Here is a 2,670-nt window from a genome sequence, read left to right as displayed (position 1 = left end):
TGTCAATGGCCACTAGGAACTGCCCGTGGGCGGCCAGCAGAAATGCCCGCTGGTGGCCACGGGAACTGCCCGGTCATGGTCAACAGATCTGCCCACCAGGGGGTTGGTGGCGTTGGCCATGCGGGGTTGTGGTGGGTTAGTTCATCGCAGTGACTCCTTTCCCAGCGAGGGCTTGGGTGAGCCGGATGGACTCGCCCGTCGTTTGGCAGACGTGGGCGTGGTGCAGGAGCCGGTCGACGGTCGCTGTCGCGAGGGTTTTAGGCATGAGTTGGTCGAATCCGGCGGGGTGCAGGTTCGAGGAGACCGCGATGGAGCGTTTTTCGTACGCGGCGTCAACGAGACGATAGAGCCCTTCGGCGGCGTCTGCACCGACTTCGAGGAGACCTATGTCATCAACGACGATGAGATCGGCGCGAAGGATGCGGGCGACGACACGGTGAACGGAGTCATCTGAGCGGTGCGCGCGTACCAGCGCGCCGAGGTCCTCGAGCCGGAACCAGGCGACCCGCATCCCGGCCTCCACGGCGTGCTGGCCGAGGGCCTCGAGGAAGAACGTCTTTCCCGTCCCGGAGGGCCCGCAGACCACGACGTTTTCCTTCCGGCCGATCCATTCCAGGGTCCGCAGTGCCTGCTGCGTCGGCGCCGGGATCGAGGAAGCAGCCGGGTCCCAGGTATCGAACGTCTTCCCGGTCGGGAACCCCGCGGCTTTGCGCCTGGTGACGAGCATGGACCGGGACCGGCCGGCGACTTCCTCGACGAAGAGGGCCTTGATGACCTCGACGGGTTCCCACCGCTGTGACTTGGCGGTCGCGATGAGTTCCGGTGCCAACGCGCGGGCGTAGGGCATTTTCAGTTGCCGCATTAACGCCTCAAGGTCCGCCGGCAGGGCGGGAGCGGGGGCCTGGGTGACACTCATGCGCTTTCCTCCAGATCATCGGCGGCGGCGACCTCGACGATGTGGACCACGGGTGTGATGGTCTGCCCGATCGAGGCCCACCCGGCGGTGCCTTGCGCCAGCGAGGTCTTCTCGTCCGCTGTTCGGGACCCGGTCCGGGCGCCGCCCGCGGCCAGGATCGATGCCAGGTCTCCCGTCGCGAAGCGGCTATAGGTGGCCGCTTCACCCAAGGCCTGATCGACCTCGGCGGTGCCGCTGATCTTGGCCAGCGCGACGGCTTCGGCCATCTTTTGGTTCATCCGTGCGGTGCCGGCTGCGGCGGCTTCCAGCAGCCAGGCGTGGGCTCCGGCGCCGATGCCCAGGAACTCGGCCTCCGCGGCGCTGCGCGCCTTGATCGTGTACTCACCTGGGACCTTCTGGTGATGATCAGGGAAATGGGTGTCATCGATCGCGGGGCTTCCCGGCCTGGCCCGGGGGTGCCGGGCGACTTCGAGGGGACCATTGGTGCCGACGTGGACGACGACGACCTGCTCGTCCGTACCGATTCCGTGGCTGCGCACGAACACCCGGGCGCCCAAAAGGTGCGCGGGAACCGAGTACTGGCCGTTCTCGAAGGTGACCATCGGGGTGTTCTCCGGAACGGCCCGCGACAGCCCGAACGCCACCGTATGCGCGGTGTCCGGAACCCGATGCAACCGGGGCGCCTCCTCCACCAGCATGAGTGCTGGCTTCCGGCGGGTCACCCGGTGCTCCCGGGTGTTGACCTCGTCCATGAACGCCTCGCACGCCGCCTCCAGCTCGGTGAACGAGGCGTACTCGGCCCGCAGGTTCGTGTCCTTGGGCACGAGGTCGGCCTTCGCCAGCTTCACCGCGGCCTCCACCCCGCCCTTGGACGCCGGATCCGCCGGCTGGCAAGTCAGCACCGTGACACCGTAATGGCGGGCAAAGTCCACGGTCTGCTGGTTGCGCACCGGCACCCCCGCGACGTGGGACACCGTCACGGTCTTCTCGTTATCGGTCAGCACATACGTCGGGGCGCCCTCGATTCTCCGGAACGTGCGATCCAGTGCCGCGAACACGCTCGGCGCCGTCCGGTCCCGCAACGCGATCACGACCCGGAACCTCGACCACGCCAACCAGGCCACGAACAACACCGTCTTGCGACCCTCGATGACCGGTCCGTCGCCGAAGTCATACTGCAACCACATGCCAGGCTCCGTCACCCACGGCCGGTGCACTCGGACATGACCAAGCCGGTACGCGGCGCGGACCTGCGCGACCGCCCGCCGTGTCGACCGGTCCGATCCCTCATAGCCCAGCGCGATGAGCTTCTCGTGCGCTTTATCGGCGCGGATCCGTCCCCTGGACGCCTCGACCCATTCCTCGATCTTGGGCATAAATGGGTCCGTCACCCGGCCCCGGTAGGCAGGTTCGGCGATCGGCTTCCCCGCGTCGCGGGCAGCAACATGCCGGGCAACAGTGTGGTGCGAGCAGCCGGTGAGCTCGGCTGCAGCGCGCAACGACCCGGTCAGATCGTAGGCAGCAAGAATTTCCATGATTTCTCCGTCAAACTTCATAACAGGGCCTCTTCCCGGGCGACTTTGGTGCGTCTTAGACACCGCAATCAAACCCCGGGAAGAGGCTCCCGCCGCATAAGCGGTCGGGGTTCCAAACAAGAAGTGGGCAGATCTCATGGCCACCAACGGGCAGTGCTCCTGGCCGTCAGTGGGCACTTCCGTGGCCGCCTATGGGCAGTTTTTCATGGCCGCTAACAC

At 66.6% G+C, this 2,670-nt stretch carries 2 protein-coding genes; both read right to left on the bottom strand.

Features of this window, described 5'->3' with window-relative positions; all coding sequences use genetic code 11:
- Positions 1-136: 136 nt before the first annotated feature.
- Complete coding sequence (gene istB, locus E8P82_RS14875) at positions 137-916, bottom strand: IS21-like element helper ATPase IstB (protein ID WP_136455830.1); 780 nt, start codon at positions 914-916, stop codon at positions 137-139.
- On the bottom strand, positions 913-2,472 hold the full coding sequence (istA, locus tag E8P82_RS14870) for an IS21 family transposase (RefSeq protein ID WP_136455831.1): 1,560 nt from the start codon (positions 2,470-2,472) through the stop codon (positions 913-915). Before istA ends, istB begins: the two co-directional genes overlap by 4 nt.
- Positions 2,473-2,670: the final 198 nt, after the last annotated feature.

It is taken from the genome of Arthrobacter echini (assembly GCF_004803505.1).
Taxonomy (GTDB): Bacteria; Actinomycetota; Actinomycetes; order Actinomycetales; family Micrococcaceae; genus Arthrobacter_D; species Arthrobacter_D echini.
This window is presented reverse-complemented; position numbering and strand designations above follow the sequence as displayed.

Coding starts and splice junctions, on each gene's coding strand:
- istB (WP_136455830.1), bottom strand. CDS start 916: ATGAGTGTCACCCAGGCCCCCGCTCCCGCCCTGCCGGCGGACCTTGAG.
- istA (WP_136455831.1), bottom strand. CDS start 2,472: ATGAAGTTTGACGGAGAAATCATGGAAATTCTTGCTGCCTACGATCTG.